General features: G+C 60.3%; 19 protein-coding genes. 3 read left to right on the top strand and 16 right to left on the bottom strand.

Annotation, left to right across the window (positions count from 1 at the left end; genetic code table 11):
• Positions 1–198: 198 nt before the first annotated feature.
• Positions 199–5205 carry a DEAD/DEAH box helicase gene (locus CXQ93_RS12570; protein WP_258069001.1) on the top strand — a complete coding sequence of 1669 codons (5007 nt, stop codon included), beginning with the start codon at positions 199–201 and terminating at the stop codon, positions 5203–5205.
• Positions 5198–6019 (top strand): DNA-formamidopyrimidine glycosylase family protein, encoded by an 822-nt coding sequence (locus tag CXQ93_RS12575; protein WP_104110782.1) that lies wholly within the window; start codon positions 5198–5200, stop codon positions 6017–6019. The genes CXQ93_RS12570 and CXQ93_RS12575 overlap by 8 nt, the downstream gene beginning before the upstream one ends.
• Here the strand turns inward: CXQ93_RS12575 and CXQ93_RS12580 are convergent.
• From CXQ93_RS12580 to CXQ93_RS12600, 5 genes are read right to left on the bottom strand one after another with little or no spacing between them, the layout of a single operon-like run.
• Positions 5977–6750 carry a polysaccharide deacetylase family protein gene (locus CXQ93_RS12580; RefSeq protein WP_104110783.1) on the bottom strand — a complete coding sequence of 258 codons (774 nt, stop codon included), beginning with the start codon at positions 6748–6750 and terminating at the stop codon, positions 5977–5979. The genes CXQ93_RS12575 and CXQ93_RS12580 overlap by 43 nt on opposite strands.
• 37 nt (positions 6751–6787) lie before the next feature.
• Positions 6788–7810 carry a LacI family DNA-binding transcriptional regulator gene (locus tag CXQ93_RS12585; protein WP_104110784.1) on the bottom strand — a complete coding sequence of 341 codons (1023 nt, stop codon included), beginning with the start codon at positions 7808–7810 and terminating at the stop codon, positions 6788–6790.
• Between the two features lie 36 nt (positions 7811–7846).
• Positions 7847–8584, bottom strand: a complete 738-nt coding sequence (locus CXQ93_RS12590) for a cupin domain-containing protein (RefSeq protein ID WP_104110785.1) — start codon at positions 8582–8584, stop codon at positions 7847–7849.
• Positions 8585–8586: 2 nt separating this feature from the next.
• Positions 8587–9540, bottom strand: a complete 954-nt coding sequence (locus CXQ93_RS12595; RefSeq protein WP_104110786.1) for a PmoA family protein — start codon at positions 9538–9540, stop codon at positions 8587–8589.
• A gap of 33 nt (positions 9541–9573) precedes the next feature.
• Entirely contained in the window at positions 9574–10695 is a 1122-nt protein-coding gene (locus CXQ93_RS12600; RefSeq protein ID WP_104110787.1) for a Gfo/Idh/MocA family protein, read from the bottom strand.
• 353 nt (positions 10696–11048) lie between these two features.
• Between CXQ93_RS12600 and CXQ93_RS12605 the strand changes: the two genes are divergently transcribed.
• Positions 11049–12065: a LacI family DNA-binding transcriptional regulator gene (locus CXQ93_RS12605; RefSeq protein WP_104110788.1), complete on the top strand. Its 1017-nt coding sequence runs from the start codon at positions 11049–11051 to the stop codon at positions 12063–12065.
• 34 nt (positions 12066–12099) lie between these two features.
• Here CXQ93_RS12605 and CXQ93_RS12610 read toward each other — a convergent pair whose 3' ends face one another.
• The 11 genes from CXQ93_RS12610 to CXQ93_RS12660 form a co-directional block, all read right to left on the bottom strand.
• Complete coding sequence (locus CXQ93_RS12610; protein ID WP_104110789.1) at positions 12100–13317, bottom strand: endo-1,4-beta-xylanase; 1218 nt, start codon at positions 13315–13317, stop codon at positions 12100–12102.
• Between the two features lie 50 nt (positions 13318–13367).
• Positions 13368–14333 (bottom strand): glycoside hydrolase family 43 protein, encoded by a 966-nt coding sequence (locus CXQ93_RS12615; RefSeq protein WP_104110790.1) that lies wholly within the window; start codon positions 14331–14333, stop codon positions 13368–13370.
• Positions 14330–15919 (bottom strand): glycoside hydrolase family 43 protein, encoded by a 1590-nt coding sequence (locus CXQ93_RS12620; protein WP_104110791.1) that lies wholly within the window; start codon positions 15917–15919, stop codon positions 14330–14332. Before CXQ93_RS12620 ends, CXQ93_RS12615 begins: the two co-directional genes overlap by 4 nt.
• On the bottom strand, positions 15912–16601 hold the full coding sequence (locus CXQ93_RS12625) for a DUF624 domain-containing protein (protein WP_104110792.1): 690 nt from the start codon (positions 16599–16601) through the stop codon (positions 15912–15914). Before CXQ93_RS12625 ends, CXQ93_RS12620 begins: the two co-directional genes overlap by 8 nt.
• A gap of 2 nt (positions 16602–16603) precedes the next feature.
• Complete coding sequence (locus CXQ93_RS12630; RefSeq protein WP_104110793.1) at positions 16604–18961, bottom strand: beta-glucosidase; 2358 nt, start codon at positions 18959–18961, stop codon at positions 16604–16606.
• Between the two features lie 81 nt (positions 18962–19042).
• The gene (locus CXQ93_RS12635) at positions 19043–19954 is read right to left on the bottom strand and encodes a carbohydrate ABC transporter permease (RefSeq protein WP_104110970.1); all 912 of its coding nucleotides are present in this window, start codon (positions 19952–19954) and stop codon (positions 19043–19045) included.
• 29 nt (positions 19955–19983) lie between these two features.
• Positions 19984–20904, bottom strand: a complete 921-nt coding sequence (locus CXQ93_RS12640; protein WP_258068985.1) for a sugar ABC transporter permease — start codon at positions 20902–20904, stop codon at positions 19984–19986.
• A 197-nt stretch (positions 20905–21101) separates the two neighbouring features.
• A complete protein-coding gene (locus tag CXQ93_RS12645) occupies positions 21102–22772 on the bottom strand; it encodes an extracellular solute-binding protein (protein ID WP_104110795.1) in 1671 nt (556 codons plus the stop codon).
• A 390-nt stretch (positions 22773–23162) separates the two neighbouring features.
• Entirely contained in the window at positions 23163–23813 is a 651-nt protein-coding gene (locus CXQ93_RS12650) for a maleylpyruvate isomerase family mycothiol-dependent enzyme (RefSeq protein ID WP_104110971.1), read from the bottom strand.
• 139 nt (positions 23814–23952) lie between these two features.
• Positions 23953–24987, bottom strand: a complete 1035-nt coding sequence (locus CXQ93_RS12655) for a CU044_5270 family protein (RefSeq protein ID WP_104110796.1) — start codon at positions 24985–24987, stop codon at positions 23953–23955.
• Entirely contained in the window at positions 24962–25549 is a 588-nt protein-coding gene (locus CXQ93_RS12660) for an RNA polymerase sigma factor (protein WP_258068986.1), read from the bottom strand. The genes CXQ93_RS12655 and CXQ93_RS12660 overlap by 26 nt, the downstream gene beginning before the upstream one ends.
• Between the last annotated feature and the right edge of the window lie 44 nt (positions 25550–25593).

The raw sequence follows: 25593 nt of genomic DNA on the forward strand, positions 1-25593 counted from the left end.
CACATGACGGACCGGCCCCGGCAATCTTTGCCGCTCCTACCGATAGATTACCGCGCCCCACCGACACTGCTGGACCAGAAGACAAATTCTGGCGTTGTTGCTGACTGAGTGTTTGTCTGGGAACAGCTTTTCCCATCGCGCCGGACGCACAATGTCGGTGGCATGCGGCATGATGGAGCCGTGGACGCAACAAGCAAAATGAGCGCAATGAGCCAGTTCGCGGAACCGACCCGCGAGTGGTTTCTGGGCGCCTTCGGCTCGCCAACCCCGGCCCAAGCTGGCGCCTGGGACGCCGTATCCAACGGGGCGCACTCTCTTGTGGTGGCACCTACCGGTTCCGGTAAAACCTTGGCCGCCTTTCTTTGGGCCTTGGATGGCCTCATTGCCAGAAGCAGTTCCCCGGATTCGGCTGCCACAGCAGCCAAACGCGGCACCAGCGTCCTCTATATCTCCCCCTTGAAGGCCCTCGGCGTGGACGTTGAACGGAACCTGCGCGCTCCTTTGATCGGCATCACCCAAACAGCTGCCCGGCTAGGACTAGACGCCCCAGCCGTCAGCGTCGGAGTGAGATCCGGGGACACGCCCACCAACGAGCGCCGCCGCCTACTCAGCCATCCGCCGGACATTCTGATCACCACCCCCGAGTCCCTCTATTTGATGCTGACCTCCAAGGCACGCGAAACACTCACAGCCGTCCACACCATCATCATCGACGAGGTCCACGCCGTCGCCGGCACCAAACGCGGAGCCCACCTGGCCGTATCCCTTGAGCGCCTCGATGCGCTCCTGGAAACTCCTGCCCAACGCATCGGGCTGTCAGCCACGGTGGAGCCGCATTCAACGGTGGCCCGCTTTTTGGGCGGTCAGGCCCCGGTCAGCATCGTTGCTCCGGCCAGCACCAAGACGTGGAACCTGGGCGTCACGGTCCCTGTCGCGGACATGACGGAATTGCCCGCCCTCGCCGCCGCCCACGATCTCGGCCCAGCCTCCGGACTGCAGCCGAACGCCTCCATCTGGCCGCATGTGGAGGAAAAGATTGTGGACGCCGTACTGGCCAAAAAGTCCACCATCATCTTCGCCAACTCCCGCCGTCTGGCCGAGCGCTTGACCGGGCGGCTCAACGAGATTTATCTGGAGCGGCTGGAACTGGCTGAACTGGCTGAGTCCGCTAGTTCTTCACTGACGGACGACGCCGCCGGGCCCACGCCAGCGAGGGACCCCGGCCGAGCGGGCGAGGCCGGGGAGCTGGTGGGGATCGACGGCGCTGCCTCCTCCTCGGACCCGTGGCGGACCCCTGCGTCCCCTGCACACTCCCCTGCACGCCTGCCGGCGGAGATGATGGCCCAGGCCGGGGCCGTGGCGGGTGCCCCCAACGTCCTGGCTAAGGCGCACCACGGCTCGGTGTCCAAGGAGCAGCGGGCACTGATCGAGGACGATCTCAAGTCCGGGCGGCTACGCGCCGTTGTAGCCACGTCCAGTCTGGAATTGGGCATCGACATGGGGGCTGTGGACCTGGTGATCCAAGTGGAGTCTCCGCCGTCGGTGGCCAGTGGGCTGCAGCGGGTGGGACGTGCCGGGCACCAGGTGGGCGAGATTTCAGAAGGCCTGCTGTTCCCCAAACACCGCGCTGATTTGCTGCATTCTGCGGTCACTGTGGAGCGGATGCTGGCCGGCCAGATCGAACCGCTCTCGATCCCCGCCAATCCGCTGGACATCCTTGCCCAGCAGACCGTGGCCGCCACGGCCCTGGAATCCATCGGCGTTGATGAGTGGTTTGAGACCGTGCGGCGCAGCGCCCCCTTTACTGCCCTCCCGCGGTCAGCCTTCGATGCCACGCTGGACTTGCTGGCCGGACGCTACCCCTCTGATGAATTTGCCGAGCTGCGTCCGCGCATTGTCTGGGACCGCACGGCTGGCACCATCACGGGCCGCCCCGGAGCCCAGCGGCTGGCCGTCACTTCCGGCGGGACCATCCCGGACCGCGGCCTCTTTGGTGTCTTCATTATTGGATCAGACGAGCCGGGCGCAGCCGGAACTGCCAACAAGGGCGGCCGGCGCGTGGGCGAACTCGATGAGGAGATGGTCTACGAGTCCCGGGTGGGCGATGTCTTTGCCCTTGGCGCCACAAGCTGGAAGATCGAGGACATCACCTTTGACCGCGTGCTGGTCTCCCCCGCCTTCGGTCAACCCGGCAAGCTGCCGTTCTGGAAGGGCGATTCCCTGGGCCGCCCGGTTGAATTGGGCCGTGCGCTGGGTGCCTTCATCCGTGAAGTCAGCGCAGCCCCCCGTAAAAAGGCCCTGAAACGCTGCGAGGCCACCGGCTTGGATGAATGGGCTGCCAATAACTTGCTTGGCTATCTCGACGAGCAAAAGGCCGCTACCACTGCCGTTCCCGATGACAAGACGCTCATGGTGGAACGCTTCCACGATGAGCTCGGCGACTGGCGCGTGGTGCTGCACAGTCCCTTCGGCATGCCGGTTCATGCTCCGTGGGCGCTGGCAGTGGCAGCCCGCCTGCACGAACGCTATGGCCTCGACGGCTCGGCCATGGCTTCTGACGACGGCATTGTGCTGCGCGTTCCCCTCATGGACGATGAGCCACCCGGCGCCGACTTATTCATGTTTGACCCTGAAGAACTGGACGGAATCGTCACGGCCGAGGTGGGCGGATCTGCCCTCTTTGCCAGCCGTTTCCGCGAATGTGCCGCCCGGGCACTGCTGCTCCCCCGGCAGAATCCGGGCAAGCGTTCGCCCCTGTGGCAGCAGCGCCAGCGCTCGGCCCAATTGCTCGATGTTGCCCGCAAATATCCGCAGTTCCCGATCGTGCTCGAAACCGTGCGCGAATGCCTGCAGGATGTCTACGATCTGCCCGCGCTGAAGGACATTGCCGCCTCGATCGAGCGGCGCGAGCTGCGGATCGTGGAAACCACCACCAATGAACCTTCCCCTTTCGCCCGCTCGCTGCTGTTCGGCTATGTGGCCAGCTTCCTCTACGAGGGTGATTCCCCGCTCGCCGAACGCCGCGCCGCCGCCCTTTCCCTCGATCCGGCGCTGCTGGATGAGCTGCTGGGCCGGGCCGAGCTGCGCGAACTCCTTGACCCGGCTGTCATCGCCGCCACCGAGGATCAACTGCAGCGCCTGGCTGGTGCTGGTGGCGACGCCGATCGCCGCGTGCGTGGCCTTGAAGGAGTGGCAGATCTGCTCCGATTGTTGGGCCCGTTGAGCGTCGCGGAGGTTGCCGCCCGGTTACTTCCTGAGGTTCCCCAACGCCAAGAACAGTCCGACGCCGGGCACTCCCCTGACACCGCAGCCTCACCCGAGTCTGTGGCCCAGGCCCAGGCCCAGCCTGTGGCGCAGAGCAGCTCCGAGGCAGCGACGCAGGAGCAGCGTGAGGCCGAGGCGCATCTGGCGCTGGCGGCCTCTCACCTTTCTGGGTTGCTCGCCGCGAACCGCGCGTTGCGGGTCAATATGGCAGGTCACGAGCGGTACGCCGCCATTGAGGATGCGGCGCGGTTGCGCGATGCCCTTGGCATTCCGCTGCCCATGGGTGTTCCGCTGGCGTTCATTGAACCCGTGGCCGATCCGCTCAGTGATTTACTGGGACGCTACGCCCGCACCCACGGACCCTTCACGGCAGCGGAAGCCGCGGCGAGGCTGGGACTCGGTGTAGCCGTCGTACATTCCGGACTGGCCAGATTGGCTGCCGACAGGCGCGTCACCGAAGGTGAGTTCATGCCCAGCGGCTCCCATCACTCGCACGCTCGCGAGGGGACCCTCGCCGCTGCGGGCCCTGGTTTCGAAAATGGTGCCACGGAATGGTGCGATGTTCAGGTTCTGCGGCAGTTGCGCAGCAGATCACTGGCGGCACTGCGTGCCGAAGTTGAACCTGTTGATGCGGCAGCCTTTGCACGGTTCCTGCCTGCCTGGCAGCATGTCACATCCGCCTCAGGAACCCCGGCTCTGCGGGGCTTGGACGGCGTACTGACGGTGGTGGACCAGTTGGCTGGCGTGCCCATTCCGGCATCGGCGTGGGAACCGCTGGTGCTGGCTGCACGCGTGGCCGACTACTCCCCCGCCATGCTGGATGAGCTGACGGCCACCGGTGAAGTGCTGGTCTCAGGCGCTGGATCGTTGGGCTCAAATGATGGCTGGATGAGCCTTCATATTGCGGATTCGGTGGATCTGACACTCCAAGCAACGGCGGATTTCACGCCCACCGAATTTCACGAACGCATCATGGACGCGCTGCACACCGGTGGCGCCTACTTCTTCCACCAACTGCGCGAAATGACGGCCGATGGCCCGGATCTGGCCGCCTCCGATACCGATCTGCTGTCCGCGCTGTGGGAGCTGTTCTGGGCCGGACGGATCAGCAATGACACTTTCGCCCCGGTCCGGGCTCTCTTATCTGGCGGGCACACGGCGCACAAGCAAAAAGCCCCGCCCTCGCGGCTGCGCCCTGCCCGCGCCGGCCGTTATGGACGCCTGCCTGGTCGGGCCCCAGGCGTGCAGCGCGGCGCCCCGCCTATGGGTGCCGGGCGCTGGAGCTTATTGCCGGCCCCCGTCACCGAAACCGACAGTGCCCAAACCACCCTGCGCAGTCACGCCCTCGCCGAACTGTTCCTGGACCGGTATGGGGTGGTGACGCGCGGCTCCGTCATGAACCACGGACTTCCGGGCGGTTTCGGCCTCATGTACAAGGTGCTGGCCCGGCTGGAGGAGAGCGGAAAATGCCGCCGCGGCTACTTCATCGAGCACCTCGGCGCGGCGCAGTTTGCTGTGCCAGCCACGGTGGATCGGCTGCGAACCTATAGCGAGGACGCAGCGCTGAACCCGCGTCCACCGAAGGCTTTGGCCCTGGCCGCGACTGATCCCGCCAACCCCTACGGCGCCGCCCTGCCCTGGCCGCCGCTGGAATCCGGGCACAGGCCCGGGCGCAAGGCGGGTGCCTTGGTGGTGATGGTCGACGGCGCATTGGTCCTCTACGTGGAACGCGGCGGGCGTACACTGTTGTGCTTCAGCGACGATGGATCCATGGTGGCGCTGGCCGGTACGGCGTTGGTCAACGTGGTCAAGCGAGGCGCGATCGACAAGATGGCCATTGAAAAGGTCAATGGCGGCGAGGTATTGGGTACTCCGCTGGCCGCAGCCATGCTCGCCGCTGGGGCTTACAGCTCCCCGAGAGGAGTGCGGATCCGTGCCTGAAGGAGATACAGTTTGGCGGCAGGCACGGGACCTGCGCGTGGTTCTTGAGGGGCAGGAATTGTTGTCCAGCGACTTCAGAATTCCCGCACATGCCACCTTGGACTTGGCCGGAGCGCTGGTGTCCCGGGTGGAGTCTCGGGGCAAGCACCTGCTCATGTTCGTGGGCGGGCAGGTGATCCATTCGCATCTGTCCATGGAAGGGCACTGGGACATCTACCCGGCACCCATCAACGGCCGTTCGGCAAAGTGGCGGCGGCCCGCCTTCACCGCCCGGGTGGTGCTACAAACCGAGCTGGCAACGGCTGTGGGCTTTTCGCTGGGCACGCTGGAAGTCCTACCGGAGGCGTTGCTGGCAGACGCCGTCGGACATCTTGGACCGGATTTATTGGGACCGGACTGGGACTCGGACCAGGCTCTACGCAGGCTGCTGACTGAGCCTGGGCGAGCCATTGGGCTGGCGCTGCTGGATCAGCGAAACCTGGCCGGGATCGGCAACATTTACCGAAATGAGCTGTGTTTTCTGAGCCGCGTGCACCCGTCCATGGCGGTTGCGGAGGTGCCTGATCTTCCCCGGATGGTGGCTCTGGCCAAGCGGCTGCTCGAGGTAAACAAGGATCGATCGCAACGTTCAACCATGGGTGGGCCTGCGCGAGGCGAGGCGGCATCGTGGGTCTATGGCCTGGCCGGGAAGCCATGCAAGCGCTGCGGAGTGCTCATCCGGCATGACAAATTGGCCGATCCGGCTTTTCCTACCCGCGCCGCCCGGGACATTTATTGGTGCCCACGCTGCCAGGACGAGCCCGACGGCAGCTGACCCGGCACGGCTCCTGTGAATGCTGCCGTGCCCACTCCCGGAAGCGTGAAGGTCCAGCCAGCGGCAATCTTCTCCGGTACCACCGCCTTCATCGCCGTGACTGTATTCCTTCGGTCGCCCCCGCCATCATGCGCCAAGATAACGGCGCCAGGGGTAAATGCTGCGTGGAAATTGGCAGTCAGCGTTGGCACACTCAGATCGTTGCCGTCCCAATCATGAATGACATTTCCCAGACCTAACGGTTGCATGCCCAAAGCCGCTGCCACCTCGGCGGTCTTACCCCAGTTGCCATTCGGGGCCCTAAAATAGGGAACGGGAGCAGAGGGATTTCCCACAGCCTCCCTGATGATGATGAGGTTTGATTTTAGGTCCTGTTCCACATGGCGAAAAGTCCACGACCCCATATCGGCAAATGACGTGCCGTGATTGCTGAGCACATGCCCTTCAGCGACGATCCTTCGCAGCAGTGCAGCGCCTCCAGGTGCTAGGACGTTCTCGCCGATGACACAGAACGTGGCGACAATGCCATGCTCTCGGAGGAAGTCCAAGACATCAGTAGTCTCGCCGGGATTGGGACCGTCGTCGAAGGTGAGAGCAACCGTCTTACCCTCACCCCGTGCGGCTGCCAGCGGCACGACCGTGGGGTTGCTGGCGCCACCCGGGATGAAATATCTGTCCGTGGCAGGCTGCCATTTTTTGCTCGCCGCACTGGCGGCCGTACTAACTCTCATTTTTCCATCCACGTAGTTTTAGCGGCCGCCGGCTGCTTCAGCCTTGAGCGGGCGCCGCCGTCGAGCCTCTGACGATAAGCTCGGTGCCGAGCTCAATCCGTTGCGGAAGCTCCTCGTCCCCATCCAAGTACCGCAGCAGCGCACGCATGGCAGTTTCAGCCATATGGACAACTGGCTGGCGGACGGTGGTCAGCCCGGGTTCGATCCAATCGGCGGCGGGAATGTCATCAAAGCCAATAATGCTCAGGTCCTGGGGAATGCGCAGTCCGGCATCACGTGCGGCCCGGTAGGCCCCCAAGGCCTGTTCATCGTTACCGGTGAAGATCGCCGTGGGGCGGTCCGCTAGCTCAAGAAGCTTGCGGGTTCCTGCCTCGCCGGCCTCGATCGAAAAGTCTCCGGGAACAATCAGGGCCGGGTCCATTTCAATGCCAGCGCGTCGCAACGCAGCCAGATGCCCGTCCTCCCGCGCGCTGCTGCACTGCAGATCGGGGCGTCCACCAATCATGCCGATTCTCCGATGCCCCAAAGCCAGCAGATGCTCCGCAGCCGAGAAGGCCCCCTCCCAGTTCGCGGCCCCCACAGTCATCAGATCAGGTCCCGGCTGCCCCACGGGGTCAATCAGCACCACCGGGATGCCCAGTGACTTGATGCGTTGAATTTGTTTTGCGTCCAGCTCATAGACGGCCAGGAGCAGACCATCCGATTTGCGCTCTGCCAAGTTGGCAAGCCATGGGCGGATCCGGGAACCATCAAGCGACAAACTGCTGACCACAGTTCCATATCCGGCATCTTGGGCTACGCGTTCCACACCTTCGATGATCTCCAGAGCCCATTCCGATCTGAGTCCCGGAAAGACCAGATCGATCAGACCTGCCTTTTTGCGGCGCTTGGCCGGTCGACGCGAATAGTCACGCCGGGCGATGATTTCTTCTACCCTGGCGCGAGTTTCAGCAGCAACGTGGACGTGCCCGTTGAGTACCTTGGAAACGGTGGGAACTGAGACTCCGGCTTCTAGGGCTATCTCACTGATTGTTGCGCGACCGGTGTCTTGTTTGGTCACTTGGACCCCTTTCTACGGCCGGCGTCTACGCCAGCCTCATAAGTTTTCCGAAAGTCCCCACGTTTGGATCCGTCCGCACATGCCGTAAATCCTGTTGGTCTTTCGTTGCCCCATGGTAGTCTGCGCATCCTGCATATAGTAACTATCGGCACTTTCGAGAAACCTCAACTGCTGCCGTGTCGCCGCTGCCTGTCTTTCAGCCCCTTGCACCAGCAGCTCCTGCCAGTGGGAGGTACGAGCACCAACAAGCCTTGCCGCTGCGTGGTGGAAGTCCCCCAAGGCCGCAGGACCTTCGGCCAGTACCGCCATCTTCAACGCAAGGTACCCCTCCAGCGCTAGGTCACGCCGACGGCGGGCCGCGGATTCCGCCGTCGGGTCACCGCTGTCGGCGTCGCTGGGTGTCAAGGCCGCGGCCTGGCTGTAGACCGTGGCATCAACAAGGTGCGCAGGCGGGAAGGTCATGACGGAGTCACCGCTCTCCGGCAGGCCCGCATTCTGCATCACGACCAGTACGCGTAGGTCTCCGGAATCATTGATCGCCCGGTGAATTGTGCCGGGTGTAAACCACAGCACCGCGCCCGGTTCCAGAGGCGTGGACGCAAATCCCCCGGAGTCCAGAGTCTCCAACCGTCCGCGCCCCTGCTGCACCACATATGCCTCTGCCGACGCTGTGTGAAGATGTGGGGTACCGCCAGACGTGCCGTCCCTTGCGGGCCAGTTGTAGATGCTGACCTCTGAGAGGGCGGTCGCCCCAGGGAAGTTGGTTAGTGCCATGGTCAGACCCAAGCGCCCAGGGCTGCTTTGGCGGCACCGACGAGCAGCTCTGCTGATTCCTGGTCAACCTCGCCGTCGGAAATCACCACAGCATAGCGATACGTCAAAGGGTCGCCAGCCTGAAGCAACACGGCTTCGCTGAAGAAGGGCGATGACCCCAAGCAGGCAAACATGGAGGAACGGGCAAACCACTGATTCGGGGCGCCCAGATTGGCGCTATCTTCCACAAAAGTGATGGTGGAGGCATGGCAACTCTGATCGTGCCTGCCGGTGAAGGCCAGCCATTCGGAGCGGCTTCCCATAAACTCATCCGTGCCGGTTCCTGCGGCGGAACGGAATTGGCCACCGGTGAAGGACCGCGGCCCGCGCCAGAAGAGGCCGCCATAGCCGGCATTCTCCCGACCCTCGGTGGTGGGACTGCCAATGCTGATGGGGGCTGGGGAAATATTGCTGATTTCAGTTTCAAAAAGCAGCGCCCAGGCGCGGGCTCCGGGAACGTCTAGGAGCTGTATATTGAAGCGGCGCTTCTCCGCGATGACAGGATCGCCGGCCTGGGAGCTCCATTGAAGCTCCTCGGCTGCCGTGATGCCAGCAACGCCGTCGGAAATGCTACTGAAGGCCTTGTGGGCCATGGCGCCGTTGTTGTTGAGATCCGCATATTCGGTGGCCCGAGTGTAGGTTGCGCCACCCCAGAAGTTATCGTTGCCAACATTGGGCAGGGCTAGCGATAGCCCCTTGTGCCAGATGTGATCCCACGGCCGAAAAATAGTGACCTCATCGCCACCTAAGGTGGTGAGCGGGTGAAAATAGGGGCGCGGGCTTTCGTATTGGGCGTCGGTGGGGTTGTAGGTGTAGCTGGCAATTTGTTGACCGCCAGCGGTGAAGGTCAGTGCGGCGCCGTCATCGGAGTAGCTAAGTTTGGTGGAGCTTGCGAGTGTCGTTGCGGGGCTGGTCATGTCTGTGTGTCTCCTGGAAATAGTGGCGGTTGATTATGCGGGGGAAGCCGCGGCAAGGGCAGTTTCATCCAGGACCCGGGTGCCCAGGCCTGCTCCGTCCATGCCGGAATAGAACGGGTGACCGGGGACAATGTCACCGCTGCGCACAGGCGCTCCGGTGAATGCGGAGGCATAGATGGCTGCGGCTAGTTCCAACGTCTGGCGCGCCGAAGCAGCCCCTGCAGGAAGCGGTCTGCCCGCGTCCAATGCGTCGTACATGGCCAGGAATTGAGCGGAGTGTCCGCTGCCTCGTTCCAGCGGCTGCCCGTTCCATGCGTTGGCCACCATGGACTCATGGCCGGGCGCCGGGGTGACTGTCCAGTTGTCCGTGGAATAGCCATAGAGGTGGCTGAGCTCAATGGTGGCAAATTCGCAGTCGATCCGAATGTCGGAGGTCTCTCGAGGAGACAGCAGCGAGTTAATGAGGGTTGCCACCGCACCGTTTTCGAAGCGGACCAAAGCGGCGGACAGGTCCTCTGTTGAGGTGGCGCGCGCCTGCCTCGATGCAAGGGCTGTGACTTCCGTCCAGGGGCCCAGCAGGTGCAGCAACAGGTCAAATTGATGAATGCCGTGACCCATGGTGGGCCCTCCGCCTTCAGCATTCCAGCTTCCGCGCCATGGTAGATCAAAGTAGCTGTCGGGGCGGTACCAGAGAGTGTCGCAGCTAGCCACGAGGGGGCGTCCAAAATCGCTGCCGCCGATCAGCGTCTGTGCGGCCGTCGATGCATCACCAAAGCGATGTTGGAAAACGCAGGAGAACTGCGCCCCACCAACGGCCTGGGCTGTGTTGAGCCGGTCAAAGTCCGCCAGGCTCAGCGCCGGCGGCTTTTCAGACAGGACGTGCACTCCGGCTTCGAGGCATTCGATGGCCTGGTCAATGTGCAACATGGGTGGTGTGCACAAGTGGACAATGTCAGGCTTGGCTTCGGCCAGAAGCTGCGTAAGGTCTTGATACCGGCCAACAATGCCATGCTCATCGCCAAAAGCCGCCAGCCTCGCTTGGTCCACATCGCATGCGGCCACCATCTCCACCCGGTCCTTAGCCCGGGCTAGGTTGTCTGCATGTATGGCTGCGATCCCGCCCGTGCCTACCAGGGCTACCTTGTACGTCCTCATCTGAATAACTCCATCTTTGCAGCGTCGAGTGGTTACGTAATACTTGGAAAGTTTCTGTATTGATCAGGAAATTTCTTGATCAATCCTTGGATCCTGAGATCCATTGATATCAACCGTAGAAATAACGGACACTGAAAGTCAAGGATTCTTCGAATAGAAAGTAAACTTAGTTTCCTGATAGTTGCTGAAATTTGTTCCTCGATTCCGGAACGACGATATGAGCCGCCGCGACACCACCTGTCAGCGCATCCCTAGCCGTCGGACTCGGCAAGGACCGACTTGCTCGTCGATGTCCAGCTGGATCAGTACCATGTTAGATACCGAAAGTTTCGGCGCTTGAGGAAGGACCGGACATGGCCAAGGGCCGAATTACTATTGCTGCAATTGCCGAGGAGCTTGGCGTATCCGTTCCGACCATTTCTCGCGTGCTCAATGGCAAGGAAGACGTCGCCGAGAGCACTCGCGTGCGGGTTGAAGAAGCATTGACCCGCCACAACTACCGCAAGCCCGTCGCAGCTAATTCCACCTCCAGATCATCGGACTTGCTTGATTTGGTCTTTCACGAAGCAGGCAGCGGCTGGGCCCACGAGATTATCCAAGGTGTGGAGTACGCAGCGGGCCCCGAACATATCGGTGTCGTGCTCTCACAACTGGGCGGTTCACACCGTCCGTCCAAGGAATGGCTCGACAGCATCATGGCCCGCCGTTCCATCGGCGTGGTCCTAGTCCTCTCCGGACTTGATGAATCTCAGCGCCATCAGCTCGATGCCCGATCTATCCCCTATGTCGTCATCGATGCCCACGGCGACCCTGGTTTGGGGGTGCCCACAGTTGGCTCCAATAACTGGAACGGTGGCCTGGTCGCCACTCGACACCTCATTAGCCTTGGCCACAAAAGAATTGCTGTCATTTCTGGACCCTCCGATGTCATGTGCAGCAGGGCTCGCGTAGACGGCTACAGAAGCGCCCATGACGAGGCGGGGCTCGAGTGCGACCCGGCTCTGATTCGCTGGGGAGACTTCGAGAAGAAGGCCGGATACGAACATGCTCTCGAGCTGCTACAGGGGCCTAACCGCCCCACAGCCATTTTCGCCGGATCGGATTACCAGGCCTTGGGAGTGATGCGAGCCGCTCGCGAGCTTGGCTTGCTCATTCCCCGCGATCTCTCGATCGTTGGATATGACGATCTCCCCGTGACAGCGTGGCTCACTCCTCCGCTTACCACGGTGAATCAGCCGTTGGCGAAGATGGCTGCCTTGGCCACGCAGATGTTGATTTCCATAGCCCGAGGAGAGACGCTGGCATCCTCCCGGGTGGAGTTGGGTATTGAGCTGATCGTTCGGGAGTCAACCGCGCCGCCGCAACCCTAGGACTGCGGCAGCGCGCTCGGCTTAGAAGATGACGCTACGAAGGGAACATCATCTCAACCTGCGCCGGCCCCGCAGGAAGGTCCACCGTCACGTGAGACTCGCCCGAAATCACGTCAAAGCTGCCAGCAAATGCGTCAAAGAAGATACGCCCCTCGCTGTCCGTGACGAGTTCGGCCGAATCCAGCCACCATTCTCCACGTATGAGATCTCGCAGCGCTGAATACGACGGCTTCTGGGTACCGTCTTCGCGCAGAAAACCCACAGGAGCGCCTAGCCACGCACCCCCATCATCGAAGCCCCAATAGGTGATTGATTCGACGGCCGGATGCGCCACCAGAGTCGAATAGTGACGAACGATTTCCTCAGCCTGACGCGCCTCACCTTCTGCAGTAGAGGGCCAGTCCGCAACGACGTAGTCATTGAGGTCCTCGATATCTGAGGGCATCAGGTCACCGGAAAGGATGGTCGTTTCCGTCCAATGCAGGGGTAGTCCGAACCTTGCGAAGCGATTGCAAATATCGTTGAGCTGCTCTTCCCCGCGGAACCCTTTATGCATGTGTGATTGCAGGCCGATGGCATCGATCTTGATGCCTGCAGCCAGAACTTCCTCCACGAGGCTCTCATACCGGGGCCCCAAATCGAAGTCATTCAAGATGAGCTGCGCCTCTGGGTTCTGACTCCGTGCTTCCTCTACTGCGAGCGCCACCATCGCCACGCGCCCCTTCTTCGCGCATATGCGTGTGATGGCGTTCTTGATGCCGTCCGGCTCGTTCACGAAGTCCGGCATGATGACCACCTCGTTGATCGCGTCCCAGGAGTCAACGATGCCGGCGAAGTCGCTGACTTCACGGCGAATGCGTCCCCGCAACAGCTCCTCAGCATCTGACAACGGCAAGTCATCCACCCACGGGGCTTTGACTGTATGCCATACGAGAGGGTGTCCCTTGAGCCGCACTCCGCGGTTAGCCAACCAGTGAGCTGAATGCATGACTCGCTCACGATCGGTTACGCCTTGGATGGGTTCATAGCGCCCCCAATAGAACGCCAGCGTGGCGGTATCGAATAGTTGGGTCCAGAGTTCGCGGGTTTCGCTTGCCTCCTCGCCCATGTCTGGCGCGGTGCAGCCAAACCCGAAAACATGCGCTCGTTGCTGGACGGTGACTGGTCTGCCTGCGAGTGGCTTGCCTTGCGGATCAGTGAGGACGATGGTCGCGTTGACTTTGCGGTGGGCATAACGGTCTGCTGTGCTCATGGTGGTTTTCCTTGGGTGGTCGGGTGGATTGCCGATCAGGAATTTGTGATTCAGCGTGGATAAAAGGTATTCAATGCTTCGTACTCGGCCGCTTGCAGTGGCAAAACGGTGCCGTGCTTGGTGTTTTCCGGGAGCCTAAAATCTGGCACCAGGCGCCAGTCGCCAGCCTCGATGTTGGTGGTCGTATACGCTTCGTAGCCTTGGGGCTGGCGAGAGTATTGGTCTACCCACAGGTACCAGCGGCTCTCATGGTTGTCGCGGAAAGCCAATGGTCCTTCAACGGTGGGAGCAATCTCTTGGCCAATACCGTGGGAAACCGTGACGAAATCATCGGCAAAGAGTGCGGAGCCTCGTTGATGGAATACGTGCAGACTCTCCGGCGCTCCGTCGTCGTGCTTGGCGAACCGGTGCACGGAGGTGTCAGTCACAAGCACGCTCATGTCAATGACGCCGCCGGTCAGCTTCAAATAGCTCTCCGCAGGCGTGAAGTGAGTAAAGTCCCGGGTTCGCGTCACCATAATGCGGCTGGCGCCAGTTTCTGCCTGCGTCACCGAGTCCTGATGGGCTGGCCGGCTTTCGAGCAAGCCGGAGGAAAAGAAGACCAGATAGTCTCCAGATATCGGATCGTAAACGGCCTTTGGCGCCCAAGCCATGCCGGCCCCTTCCGGTGCGAGCGTTATATATCTCGGCTCGGACCAGCTGAGCAAGTCGGTGGAATCCCAAATCACCAGATCCCGGCTCCCCCTATGCCTGAATTCCCACCAGTTGGGACCGGCCGGACGCCAGACACGCAGATCCGTCGCGAGAATGTGAAACACCCCGTCTGGTCCCCGAACGATGTTGGGGTCACGAACCCCGCCAGTACCACCTTGCGATTCAAGAACTGGCTCACCATGATTCAACCGGCGCCAGGCAACCGGGGTGTCCCCCTCGCTCAACGACAGGAAAATCTTCTCCCTGTGATTAAGCGGATCCTCGACGAAATGCACCAACAGGTAACCGAAGAGTGCGTTCAAGCTTCCTCCCGCAATTCCGAGAAAATGGCGAAGCCCTCATCCCCCGCAGCCACGGCCCCGTACGTAACTCCCACGAATCCGCCGTCGTGCTTGGCGCAAAGGTGGGAGACATCCACGGCCCCGGACCGCACCGGCACCCCACCAGCGGGCTCCCAAACGGCGACAGCGCTGGTGCCGTGCAGTTCAAAAGACAGAACTCCTGGTGCCGTTCCCGCGGGGAATTCCGGCGTAGCAGGAGGGGTCCGCAAGGTGGTGCGGAATGATTTAGTCGGGGCGTGCCCATTGAATGACTCAATTTGCACGGCCCCGCCACCCACCGTGAGCGTCACGAAAGCCGTAGCGGAGTAACGCAGGGCGAGGCCGGCACGAACGCCAGCGCTGGCATCCAGAAGCCGAAGCTGCACCCGGGATGTAAGCCCAGCCAGCCGCTTGGCAGCAAAGGCTGGCAGTGATCCCTTGAGGCCTTCCCCTGCCTGGATCAAAAACTCGCCGGAGTTCTCGGTCAATGTGCAGAACTCCGAGGGATGCCGCCGCACGGCAATGACATCGCTGTGAAGGCCAGTATTTTGCTTCGCCTCCTGCACTGGGCTCACACCAGCGTCAGAGCTCAAGGGTTGCTGGAGTGTGAGCCCGCCGGGGTTGAGTGGCAAGTGCCCCTCACCCGGGGCAAAGACCGGCCACCCGTCTTCCCACGACACGGGAACCAGGAATGTCTCACGGCCCAGAAGGTCGCAGTGATCCCACTCCCGGGTGGCCAAACAAACGGCCCACCATGTGCCATCTTGCGCCTCGACAAGATCGGCATGACCAACATTTGATACGGGTGCTGACCGGCCCAGATGACGGTGTGTCAGGATGGGATTTGCTGGATTTCCGGTGAAGGGACCGAGAGGAGATTCGGCCCGAGCAACAACGATGGCATGGTGAAAGCTCGTACCGCCTTCGGCCGCCAACAAGTAAACGTACCCCTCATGGTGGAAGAGATGCGGGCCTTCCGACCAGATCGCCCCGCGCAAGGCACCAGACCAGATGATGGTCTCCCCACCCTCGGGCTTGAGCGTTTGGCTGTTCAGCCTCTTCACCCAGACTTCTGTTTGCTGCTCCCATTCAGGCTCGGGAGCCAACCGGGTGCCGTGGGCCCACAGCGTACCGTCGGGATCAATCATGATGGAGGGATCGATGCCAGCCATGTCCCACCAAATGGGATCTGACCATGGCCCTGCCGGGTCAGTCGCAGTGACAACAAAGTTTCCCGATCCATGATCTCCGCCACCCACCACCGTGCACACCACGAGGAAACGGTTCCCGTCGTGGCGGATCGTTGGAGCAAATAAACCACCGGAATCACCAACAAGTGAGACATCAATTTGTCCGGGCCGGTCCAGCACATGACCGATCAGTTCCCAATTGATCAAGTCCCTGGAGCGATGAATCGGCAGACCCGGCAGATACTCGAAGGTGGAATTGATCAAGTAAAACCAGGTTCCATCTTCCCCGTCCACGCGGCACACGGATGGGTCCGGATAGAAGCCCGGCAGTATTGGATTAACGCCACCCCACAGAACGGCACTCTGGCGCTCAGTCATTCTTGATGAACTTCCGGGTGACGTCGCCAACCAGTGGTTGTGCCATGAGCCAGAGCAGCCCCATGAAGGCCCAAGCAAGTAGCAGAAGTGCCAGTTCGGAGCCGAGCTGAACGGTTGCCACGGACACCACCAACAGCGACAGGAAACCGAGGCTTACCCGCCACATGCTGAAGAGTTCTACAGCGGCAATCCGCATCGAATCGCGGGTCCTGAACGAGAACAGCGAAGCAATGACAAGCACATGCGCTGACCAAACACTGAGCAGGACCAGGAGAACCAGACCCACCGGCCGCAGAACTGAGCCAAACGGAACCACATCGGCGAAGGCAATATTGACGACCAGAACAGTGGACACCCCAACGACCACGGCCCACCACTTCATGGTGTCCCGGAAGTTCAGTTTGTAGCCACGCCACAACGCTCGGGCCGGGGAAAGATCCGGTGACGTGGTCCACGCACGGAGGCCATAAATCGCGGCTGAGAGTGCCGGCCCCACAGGGAGCATCGCAACAACGAAGAAGCCGATGTTTGCCGAGTTGGCGCCCAACATGGTCCACACCATCAGCGTTGGTGCACACATCAGGACGAGAAATGCCGCCAACACCATGAGCCTGTAGATGGTGGAGGTCATTCGAGACAGAATGCCCTGGCCAATCTCGGTCGCCAGTGACTGTGAGGACATCGCTAGACCTCTTTTCTTGTGCTGGTATGGATCTGAATCCGGCTCGTTGCCATCAGTTCACGGTTTGCGCCTACGACGCTCTCGCGCCCCACCAACGTTCGCCGAATGACAGCGTGCACATCGCTGCTGGAGCGGGAAATGCGCAACTCCACCGCGCCCGGCTCAACAATCTGCTGCAGTTTGAGTCCCGCAAATGAGGTGAGATCAGAGTGCAGCGAGAACTGCACGCTTGCGCTCTCCCCCGATTCAAGCTCGATCCGTTGGTAGGCCACCAGCCGGATGTCCGGCCGGGTCACCTGCGCCACCGGGTCGTGGAGATAAACCTGTACGACGTCGGCCATCTTCCTTGCGCTGTTGTTGGTGATTTCCACACTCAGGTTGGTATGCTCACCAATCCGCCACTCCTGGCCGTCACCGCCTGTTTGCCCCCAGCTAAGTTCGCCATAGGAAAGTCCATGCCCGAAGGCAAAGAGTGCCGTGGGATCCAGATTTGAGACGTCGTTGAGCATGCCCAATGGCGGAGCAAGGTATGTTCCAGGCTGCACGTTCGGCTCCCGCGGAATACTCACGGGAAGGTGCCCGCTGGGGTTGACCGCGCCCGTGAGAACTTCGGCGATGGCCTGGCCTCCGCGCTGACCGGGGAAGAATGTCTGCACAATGGCTGCACATTTATGCGCCACGTCGCCCAACGCGTAGGGGCGGCCGGCGAGCAGGAGCAGGATCACCGGTGTTCCGGTTTCCAATACTGCCTCCAGCAGGGCCTGCTGCTCGCCCGGCAGGCGAAGATCCGCTGCATCGCAGCCTTCTCCTGAGGTGCCCCGACCAAACAGTCCAGCCTGGTCACCCAGGACCACCACAGCAATCTCGGCCTCTGCCGCCGCCTGTGATGCAGCAGCAAAACCGCTCCTGCCCTGAGCTTTAACGTCACATCCTTGTTCGTAGGAGATCTCACTTGCATGCTGGTCGCGCAGTTCAGCCAGCACCGTTCCAATCTCCAGCCCAAGTCCGCGTTCTGGGTGTTTGACGCCAACGTGGGCAGGAAATGAGTAGCAGCCAAGCATGGAATAGGGGTCATCGGCCAGAGGACCAATCACTGCGATGCGCGCGGTTGGTTTGAGCGGCAACACCCCATTGTTGGCTACCAAGACCACGGCCTCACGTGCGAGCTCAAGTGCCAGCGCCTGGGACTCGGGAGTGTCGAAATCCACCGTCTTCGGCGCTGTTGGCTGGTAATCGGCATCCAGCAATCCCACATCAATCTTCTGGATCAGGACCCGCCGCAGCGCCCGGTTAATGAGTTCCTCGGAAATCGAACCGGCACGGACGGCATCGTTCAGAGGTTTCCCGTAAGTGGCAACCGACGGCAGTTCGACGTCAATCCCGGCTGACAGCGCACGGCCTGCTGCTTCGCCATCTGTTCCAGCGACCCGCTGCAGCGTTCGCAGAAACGCGATGGCAAAGTAGTCGGCCACTACCACGCCCTGGAACCCCCACTGCTCACGCAGGATTTCCGTGAGCAATTTCGGGTCCGCAGCAGCGGGGACGCCATCAACTTCGGCATAGGAGTTCATAACCGAGCGGGCTCCGCCATGGCGAAGCGCCATTTCAAATGGCGGATAATATACGTCCGCCATTTCCCGGGGACCTGCTGCCACGGGCGCATGGTTACGGGCCGCCCGTGATCCGGAGTAGCCGGCGAAGTGCTTGAGTGTGGCAACAATGCCGGTACTTTCAAGCCCCCGAACATAAGCCGCTCCAATGGTGCCAACCAAATACGGGTCTTCACCGATAGTTTCTTCCACCCGGCCCCAGCGATAGTCACGAACCACGTCCAGCACGGGCGCCAGCCCCTGATGCACACCGACAGAACGCAATGACTCGCCGATTTGTGTGGCTACCCGGGCCACAAGGACGGGGTTAAAGCTCGCACCCCACGACAAGGGAACCGGATACGCGGTGGCTCCCCATGCGGAGAAGCCCGCCAGGCACTCTTCGTGAACTTGAGCTGGTATGCCGAACCGGTTGGCTGCCATGATCTGGCGCTGCGCCTTGGCCAGTGACTGAGCCCCTGATACCGGATCAACGGGGACGGTACCGAAGGGCCGGGTGAGTTGTCCGAGCCCGTCGACAATGACGTCCGCGAACACCGGCGCATCCTTGCTCATGTCACTTTGATACGGTGCAACGTCCCCGCCGCCGTCGTCGGCACCGACCCACAACCCGACTAGTTGGCTCGTTTTCTCCTCGAGGGTCATTTCTGCGATCAACGCATCCACCCGGGCTGCCGACGAGAGAGAACTGTCTTGCCACGGTTTCCCTTGGCGAAATTCCGACTGGACGATGGAGCTGTCAATTGTCATTCTTTGCAAACCTTTGATTTGGAGATGATCCTGAGCAGATAGCCGAGGAATGTGCACCGGGCAAATTTCGGGGAACAATGTTTAGCCCTTGACGGAACCAAGCATGATGCCCGAGACAAAGTGGCGCTGTACGAAGGGGTAAACACACAGGATCGGGATGACGGTGAGGATCATAGTGACCGATTGGATGTTGGCCGAGAGCGCAGTCGCCGTGCTTCCTGCTGCTGCAGCGCCTTCTGTCGCTGCACTTGATGCACCGGCAAGCAGATTGCGAAGAAACAGGGTTACGGGGAAGAGCTCGCTTCTGTCCAGGTACAAGAACGCGGCAAACCAGTCGTTCCAGAACGCAACAGAGTAGAACAGCACCATCGTTGCTATGACTGCTTTTGACAGGGGCAGGACGATTCGTGCGAAGATCCCGATCCAGCTCAATCCATCGATCTGGGCAGCCTCTTCCAAGTCCTTTGGAAGATTCTCAAAGAATGATTTCATCACCAGCAAGTTGAAGACCGAGATCGCGCCAGGAATCACCAGTGCCCACATGGTGTTCTTCATGCCCAGAGAAGAGATCAGGACATAGTTCGGGACAATTCCACCATTGAAGAACATGGTGAAAACGGCAAGCCCAATGAGAATCTTTCGCCCACGCAGGTGCTCCTTGGCCAGCACGTAAGCGAAACTCGTGGTGAGCACCATGGCGATGATTGTTCCCACCACTGTGTAGAGGACGGTGTTGCCATAGTTGCGCCAAAACATGCCGTTGTTGGCCACGGCTATATAGGTATCGATATTGAAATCAACTGGCCAAAAACTCACCATCCCTGCCTTGATTGCACTGGGCGAGCTAAAGGACTGAGCCAGCACGGTCACGAAGGGGTACAACATGATCAAACACAGCACTATCAACAGTGACGAGTTCACCCATGTGAATATTTTGTAGCCTCTGGAGTCTCTGGACCCTCTCAGCCGGCTGGGTCGCCTTGGCCGGCGCATCTTCACACCTTTGGCCAGGTCTGTCTGAATTACCATAAACTCGCTCCTACTACTCGACGCGAAATGAAGTTCGCGGACAGAACCATGACCAACCCAATCAAAGCCTGAAATAGTCCGATTGCAGCGGCATAACTAAGATTGTTTGACACCAAGCCCACACGGTACAGATATGTAGAAATGACATCTGCGGTGGAGTAGGTCAAGGGGTTGTACAACAAGAGCACCTTCTCAAAGCCGACGTTGAGGAACGTGCCAATGTTCAGAATCAGCAGGGTCATCATGGTCGGCCGAATACCAGGCAGTGTGACGTGCCAGATCTGCCGCCAGCGATTGGCACCATCAATCTCGGCCGCCTCGTAGAGCGAAGCGTCTACCGTCGTCAAGGCTGCTAGGTAGAGGATCGTTCCCCACCCAACCGTCTGCCAGACTTCCGAGCCAACGTAGATTACACGGAACCACTCTGCACGTTGCAGGAATGGAATCGCGTCCCCTCCGAGCGCCGTGATGATTTGATTCGCGGTGCCCTGCAAGGAAAGCAACTGCATGACCATGCCGACGATGATCACAATCGAGAGGAAGTGCGGCAGATACGAGATTGACTGCACTATTCGTTTGAAGGCCTTCTTGCGTACTTCGTTGAGCAGGAGTGCAAGAAGAATGGGGAGGGGGAAGCAAACCACGAGCGTCAGTCCGCCCAGGATCACCGTGTTGGAGAAAACGTGCCAGAAGACCGGGTCATTGATGAACATCGAGACGTAGCGAAGGCCAACCCACTCGTCGCCAAAGATGTTTCCCCCGGGACGAAAGCGCCGGAACGCAATAACGTTGCCGAGCATCGGTGCGTAGCGGAAGATAGCAAGGAAGATCAGTGGCACGATCACAAGCGCGTAAAGCTGCCAATCCCGTTGGATAGCTTTGCGCAGCGGTCGCCGCCCCGCGCTCTTTTTCACGCGCCGTGATTGACCAAGCGGCTCTTTGCCAACCTGGTCAGGTGCCCCGCGGCCGGAGCGGCCGCCCGGGGGATGTGCCGCAGCCGGGTTCGGCTGCTCCGTTTTTATTGTGGTCATTTCATTGCTCCATCAGCTCGACCGTATAGCGATTCGAGGCGCCATCCTGCGCCGCGAACTAGCGAAGTTTGCAACGGAAACTACGCTTTGTCAGCAAAACGCTCGCGGGCGGAATTCATCAGCTCGACATAGGCAGGAAGACCTTGGCCTTCGAGCTCCTTAACAAATTTGTCCCATTCGCCGAGGTCTCGCTGACCCAGGATGAACTTCAAGGTATTGGTATCGACTGTGTCCTTCAACGGAGTGCCCGTCAGAGACGCCTGCTCGAGCTCCGCCTCCTCCAACGGCGCTGGCGGAGCTGGAGCGAGCGGGGTTCTGGTGGAAAGAACCGCAGCAATGTAGGCCACATCCTCAGGAGTGCTGTAGGACTCCTTCAGCTTTCGGCTTTCCGTCGATTCTGAGGGGAAGGTGGCGAATCCAAGATCGATTTCCAGATCGACTTTGGCGTTGGGGTTCAGGTTGCGGGCATCAAGAGAGAACTCTTTGTTCAACGTGATGGTTCCGGCTGCGTCCTTGGTGTAGTGCTTACCTTCAACACCCCACCGCAACAGTTCACGTGCCTGGGGGTTGTAGTAGAACCAATCAAGGAACTGCAGGAGCGCCAGAAAGTTGGGCTCGTCCTTCGCTTTGGAACTGATCATGAAGCCATGCCAGAAATTGCGAGGTTCCACCGTGTCACCGGCAGGACCACCAGGAGGTGGGATGAGACCAACCTGGTAGCTGCCCGCCCCAATGGTCTTGTCCAGCGCCGTCGAAAAGTCAATCGCTGTATTGGTTGAACCTGATGCCGCAAAGATCTTGTTGTTGGCGAAATTCTCAGACACGCTGGCACTGCCGCCTCCGGCGTCGGCCGCGGTCATGGACTCCACGTCCAGCAAGCCATCTTCCACCAACCCGCGGAAATACGTCACCATTTCTTTGTATTCGGGTGATGTTGCCGCGTACTTGAACTTTCCTGCGCTTTCGTCCCAGACCATGCCGTTCCCGAAGCCCCAACCAGCCTGTGTTCCGAAGGCACGTGCAGCATAGTTCAACAAGGACTGGCCCTCAAAGCCATCGGCCAACGGGTAGGAATTGGGATATTTGGCCTTGATCTTTAGCAACGCCGCGCGCATTTCATCCCAAGTATTGGGGACTCCCGCGCCAACTTCCTCAAAAACATCTTTGCGCAGCACCAGGGAGAATACGGGCACTGAGACCTCTTGCAGGCCCGGCATCATGTAGTACTTGCCGTCAGACTGGCGCAGGTTCTCGACCATGGTTCCCAAGTCCCATTCCTTCACGTACTTCTTGAAGTTGGGCATGTGGTCCACGTAATCGCTTAGTGGCAAGACGGCGCCTGAGGAGACAAACGCTTCCTCTTCACCTGTGTAAATCAGCGGAATGATCGAGGGTGCGTCACCGGCACTGATAAGCAGGCTCCGCTTCTCCTTAGCGTCGCTGAAGGGAATGTGGGTCAAGCCCAGAGTGACGTTGGTACGCGCCTTGATTTCTTTGAAGATCTCCCATGAGTCCTTCACCGGAGTATCGGGCCAATCGGTCCAGAGCAGACCAAGATCCAGTGGTTCGGTGGCCTTGAACTGCATGTCGGCAGCAAAGTTCTCCATCGCGCCAACATTCTGTGAGCTGATATCCAGGGCGGCTTTTGGCTTGCTGCTGCAAGCAGTCAGCGCGAGCAATCCGGTCGCTGCGATGCCCGTGATAAAGGTGCGCCGACTGACCGGCGGGGTTTTGAACGCGAAAGGTGTCATTTTTCTCTTCCTTGAGTCGTGACTTGTAGCTAGCCCGAACCTTTCCGATAGTTTCGGGATAGTTCCGATACTTTTGAAGAGTAATTCAGGTCACACCCTATGTCAATGGGTTCTCAAGAATGCACAGGGCAGCAAGAAGCCCACATGGATTGACTGTGATCCAACGACGCTGGTTCCACCGGCATTGGATGAGTGGTTGCCGCAGGCCTATTTGACGCGGCTAATTGCCGGAGGTGTTGCTTCCCGGCTGAAATTTGCCAGTTTCACAGCCCTGTTACTGGGGCACTGGACCGCGGAACAATGCGGCAAGCTACATTCAAGGGATGTTTGTGAATGAGGGACGGCAGATTCTTTGGCGCCCGCACCATCGAGGAGAGCTGTGGAAGTTTTTTAGTTTCCGAGCTCATTAACGCGTGAGCGCAGGATCTGAACGCCTGGGCCGTGGAGCTTGTCCAGATGCGCCCGGCGCCCGGCCATGACCATCACCAGAGACAGTGTTGGCCCCTCAACGAGAGGACCGGTTCCGGCAGCAAAAGGGCCGTCGTCGGCCTTCAGATGGAGGCCCGCTGCGTTGCTCCGACTGGGAACGGCGAAGTCACGGAGGGCATAAAACTCTGCAACTGGCATGAGCACATCCATGGGTGGAGTCCGGCTCAACCCCAACGGAAAGCGAATATCTTCGGCATGGACCAGGACTTCGCCCAGATAGGCGGCGGTGTCGGACGTAGGAGCCGTAGTGCTGGTGATGACGGCCCGGAACTGTTCCAGGGTCGCCTCCGGAGTGGCGCCCAGGTACTCGCGCAGGCGGCGTAGGTTGTGCACGTTTGGGCGGAACCGCGCGCCGAGCATGCTGCGGATCCACCGCCATTGGCCAATGCTTGCCGCGGCGCTTAGATGGGCCACGACCTGTTCAACATCCCACGCTCCACACAAAGATTCGTGATGCCATTGGGCCGGTGTCAGGGTAGCCAAATCCTCCGCGAGCGCGGCCCGTTCAGCGTGCGTCAAGGCCCACAACTCGTTGTCCCGAATCTTTGCCATGGTCATTTTCCCCTATGCCGTTGGTGTGACTCCAATCCTAGGCGAGCACGCATTAACGCAGTCTGCTGGTGCGGTTGGTCCCGTTCGTTGAACCACCCGCACCAGCAAGATTTTATTGTTATTCGCCCCAGGACCGGTTTTACGGAGCCGAGTCAACCACAGTGGTCCGAATGGTGGTCCATTCACCGGCTGTTCCCGCAGGGATGGGGCCATCGGCCTGTAACGTGACTGTCCGTTCGCCGATCAGTTGCCCCGTCACAGGATCAATGATGATGTCCTTGCGTACTGCGTTCCGTTCAACCCGGCCGATGGCAATGCCCACCTGACCATCCAAAGTTGCTTGTTTATCCACCAGAGTGACTCCCGGGATCATGGCTGCCGCCTTGTACAGCGCCGCACGCAAATCGGCGGGAACCAGCCCGGTGCGCAAAAGAGCCGCGATTTCGCTCATGGCCTGGGAATCAGGCGAGTCGCCCTTACCCAGTGCTTGTTTGTAGATACTATTCAGCAACAAATACGGGTTCCGTGGCATCGACGCCAGATCACTTTCACTGGGCATCCCCGATGGGCCATCCTGAAATGCCCCGCCCTTCCCTCGCCATGTCTCTGGGGCACCACCCCGGAGTCCCTGAATTCCCTGCACAAATTCCTTCTTTTCTTCATCAAAGAACGTGGTGGGTATGCGGCCGGATCGGACCATAACCCACTCGTCTTGGCGGTTGGCAGGAATGTATGTGGCGATCTTTTCGGTGTCCAACCAGAACCACTGTTTGCTGGGCGGCCCATCGTAACCAGCAGGGCTTGCTCCGGCTGCCCCGGAAGGCCAGAGGTTGGTACTCTCAATCTTCAGATATTGGCCAGGGCCTACCACCGGGTCCGCGGTTTTGATGATCAACTCCGCTGCATGGTTAAGTACCTCGGCGGCCTCGGCCGAGGCGGCGCCGCGCCATCCAGCGAGCCCCACCACATTGCCGGCCACCAGCGCCGTTACCAAAGCTAGCGTTGCCAGGGACCCCATCGCGATCCGCAAACCCTTGGTCCGGCGTCGTATATTCCGCTTCTTATGCCCAGGGGTGATCCGCTGCAGCAACTGCTCATGACCATGCTCGATCACGGAGTCTTTGACGATCGGGATGTCGCTGCGCATCTCACGCAGTAGTTTGAGCTCGTCCATGATCTGCTTCCTCGGTGTTGATCTGATGGGAGCCGGCAGCTGCTTTCAGGATGCGCCGAGCCCGGTTGAGTCGTGACCTCACAGTGCCGATGGGTACCTTGGTGGCTTCGGCAATACCCTCATAATTCAGTTCCGCCCAGGCATAAAGCAGGATGCATTCCCTGTCCACAGCGGAAAGTTTCCGCAACGCCGCAGCCAACGCCGAGGTAGCTGCCGCGGCATCCAGCTGCTCAGCAATCCGCTCGGTGCTGTCGGCGTAGGCGTCACGGCCCGACGATTTGGCAAGCACCTTGAGTATTTTCGCCTCGGTCCGATGGTGCTTGCGCAGCAGATTGGTGGCAATGCCGAACAACCACGGACGGGCATCCGCCCACGCATGGTCAAAGGAATCCAGCCGCTCAAAAGCGATCAGAAAAGTTTCGGCCATGACGTCCTCGGCTGCCGATTCGCCGGTGCGGCGGGCCGCATACCTGTAGATCATCCGGGCATATTTGTCGTAGAGAGCAGTGAAAACTTGAGGGTTCTCACCGGATCCACGAATGATGTCGCTGTCTGTAGTCACACCATGTATTGCACGGTGGCCGCAAAAGAGTTCACGGTCGCCAC

The sequence above is a fragment of the Arthrobacter sp. N199823 genome (assembly GCF_002929705.1).
In the GTDB taxonomy this organism is placed as follows: domain Bacteria; phylum Actinomycetota; class Actinomycetes; order Actinomycetales; family Micrococcaceae; genus Specibacter.